The following is a 2,826-nucleotide window of genomic DNA, read 5'->3' on the forward strand; positions in this document are numbered from 1 at the left end:
GTCGACGACGCGGAATCGGAGGCAGACGCGCCTGCATTCTCGGCTCCGATGTTGTTCGCAGTGTCGTTACCAGCCCCACTGCCAGTATTGACTGTCGCGCCGGGCATGGCCGCTGGAGAAGGCTGCGCTGGCTGCGTTGGCGAGTCAGCCGAAACGCCCGAAGCAGCGGAATCCACCTGTGTAGCTTCCAAACCGCCGGTGCGCTCTACCTCAGCGCGGTGCTCAGCCTGCGCCGGGATTTCCCGGGCACCCATCTTGGCCGCGTGCTCGACCTCGTTGAACTTCGGCGAGTCGGCCTTGGCCGTCGGCGTGGCTGCGGCATTGTCTTCGCTACGACAGTCGGAATCGCTGTCAGCCGTGGGGGATGGCACAACGCGCTGGTCCTGCGGAACCTCCGGAGTGCCGGCCTCCGGCGAAGCAACGTCACCGTCGGCGGCGGAGGGAGTGTTCTCCGTGCCGTCGTCAAGCGAGCCCTCACCTGGAGGAGTGATGCGCGTATCCGGTACGCAGGTGGCGCCGAGATCTTCGATTGGTTCGGCATCGCCCAGCGGCTTATTCGTGCGGACGACCGGTGGGATTGGACCCTCGAGGACATTGAGCTGCATGGCGTCGGCGAAGTCCTCGCGGGGATCGAGGATTGTCGTCGAATCGCAGGCATGGCGAAGTGCACCGGACATAGAGTCCCAGCCGAAGCCGTAGAGATGCACGCGCACACCGGCGGCCGAAGCCTCAGCGACGCCGGGCAGCATGTCCGCATCGCCCGAGACCAGCACGATATCGGAAACTTGGTTGCGTAGGCCGGCGACAACCATGTCTGCGACGAGTCGCGTATCGACGGCCTTCTGCGTCCGTCGGTCACCCCATTCAATGAGCTGACCTGCGCGCAGCTGCACACCATCAATCGTGCGCAGTGAGCGCTGGTAACGATGCGGCCCCGACTCCGGGATGCCGTCGTACCAAAGTTGCCGCTGAACTGGCTGGTTCAGCTGCTGGTTAATCATTCGGTCAAGGACACTAACTACTTCTCTAAGGTCGATTTCTAATTGCCCGCGGGCTCCGGTTTCCCACGAGTTGTAAAAGCTCGCCAGTAAATATGACGTATCGACGAACACCAATGTGCGTTCAAGCATGGCTCCTAATTCCTGATTCTTTATTAACTAAATAAGCAAACCGGTTACATCGACAAGGATGCCCGAATAATTCATTCTATGCGCTAAACATGTTTAACTTCAGGGACTATTCTTAATAAGCCGCATTGCTTTGACCGTTCTTCGCGGGTTGGCAGAAGTGCGAGCCGACGAGAAAACACCGATCAATTTAGGTATTGACGTGCAAAGAAATCACCCCGCGAAGAGTGCGACCACACAGGAGAAGGGGAGTTGCAAACAGGTATGAGACGCTGGTTCGGCCTATTGGTTCTCATTACTGTGTTGGGGCAAGCGGTTTTCAACGGCGGTCGCGTGCTGCTTTCTTGGCGAGTCCTCGATTTTGGCGGTTCCGCCGCCACCGTCGGTTGGTTCACTGCCGCATTTTCACTTGTACCTCTTATTATTGCGCTTCCCGCCGGCAAGCTTGTCGACAGCCATCGTGCCACCGAAGTCATGTACTCCGGTCTCGTCGCCACCGTCATCGCTGCGGCAGTAATGGCGCTCTCGCCGAACCTACCTATTCTTCTGCTCGGCTACGTGGCCCTGGGTTTTGCCCACATGACCACGCTCATCGCCGCTCAAGGCATGGTTTCGCACCTGCGTGGCGGCGTCGCCGGGCTTGATAGCCTCTTTGCATACTTCACGCTTGGAATCTCTGTCGGGCAGTTCCTCGGCATCGTCGGTGCGGGTCTGCTCACTCCCAACCACGACGGCAGCGCCATGACCGCCACCACTTCCGCGCTCTGGGCGATGACGGGAATCGGTGCGATCGCCCTGGTCATCGGCTGGCCGGTCGCAACTGCTTATCGACGGCACGAAGCGAATGCAGCCGCCGAAGTGCAAGCTGCTAGCTCAACTGAGTATTCTCCGGCGTCGACTGTTAGCGACCGCAGCCGGATGGAGGAGAGGCGACCGGCGCAGGCCGAAGCCAGTGGCGCATCGGTCTTAAGCATCCTGCGTATCGATGGCATGTCCAACGCCATGGCTGTCTCAATTGCGGTCATCGTAGCCATTGACCTGTTGACGGCATATGTGCCGGTGCTGGGACGTGAACTGGGCTTTAGTGTTGCCGAGGTGACGGCGATCCTTGGTGCGCGTAGTGGTCTTGCGATTATTTCCCGAGCCCTCATGCCGACTGTTTTGCGCAAAGCTAACCGCAATCGGGTCCTTATCATTGCAGTTTGTGCCGGTGTCCTGCCGCTTTTGGCAATGCCGTGGCTACAGAGTGCGTGGCTGATGGTTATCGCGGTTGGTATCTGTGGCTTGGCGTGGGGCTTTGTCATGCCTATGTCGATGACGTGGGTGAGCTCCCTGGTGGATGCCGAGGTGCGTGCTCAGGCGCTATCCATCCGGCTGATGGGTAACCGCTTGGCGCAGGTCATCCTGCCGCCGGTTGCTGGTTTGGGTGCTACCGCGATGGGTGCGGGCAGCGTGTTTCTGGGGGCGGGTGCGCTGATGGGTGTCGCGTCTGCCACTGCTTGGCGACGACTCGCAGGTGACAAGGCGGCTCTGACTAAGTAATTGGTCGGTTGCTGAGTTGCTGACAAGTAGCGACCGAGCCTTAGGAAGTCTCTGATTTGGCGTACGGGGTTAACTAAAGTGAATTGTTTTCATGGTTCTACCAGCGAATTCGCTTAAATAAGGGCGTGTGTGTAATGTATTCGGAGGTCAGCGCGGC

General features: G+C 59.2%; 2 protein-coding genes. One reads left to right on the plus strand and one right to left on the minus strand.

The genetic code is table 11. From position 1 onward, the window contains the following. A partial coding sequence (locus tag HMPREF3011_RS11545; RefSeq protein ID WP_246821538.1) for an NYN domain-containing protein occupies positions 1–1,130 on the minus strand: 1,130 nt, incomplete at its 3' end. A 261-nt stretch (positions 1,131–1,391) separates the two neighbouring features. Here HMPREF3011_RS11545 and HMPREF3011_RS10835 point away from each other — a divergent pair. Continuing rightward, on the plus strand, positions 1,392–2,669 hold the full coding sequence (locus tag HMPREF3011_RS10835; protein WP_070559908.1) for an MFS transporter: 1,278 nt from the start codon (positions 1,392–1,394) through the stop codon (positions 2,667–2,669). Positions 2,670–2,826: the final 157 nt, after the last annotated feature.

The organism is Corynebacterium sp. HMSC074C04 (assembly GCF_001838295.1).
In the GTDB taxonomy this organism is placed as follows: Bacteria; Actinomycetota; Actinomycetes; order Mycobacteriales; family Mycobacteriaceae; genus Corynebacterium; species Corynebacterium amycolatum.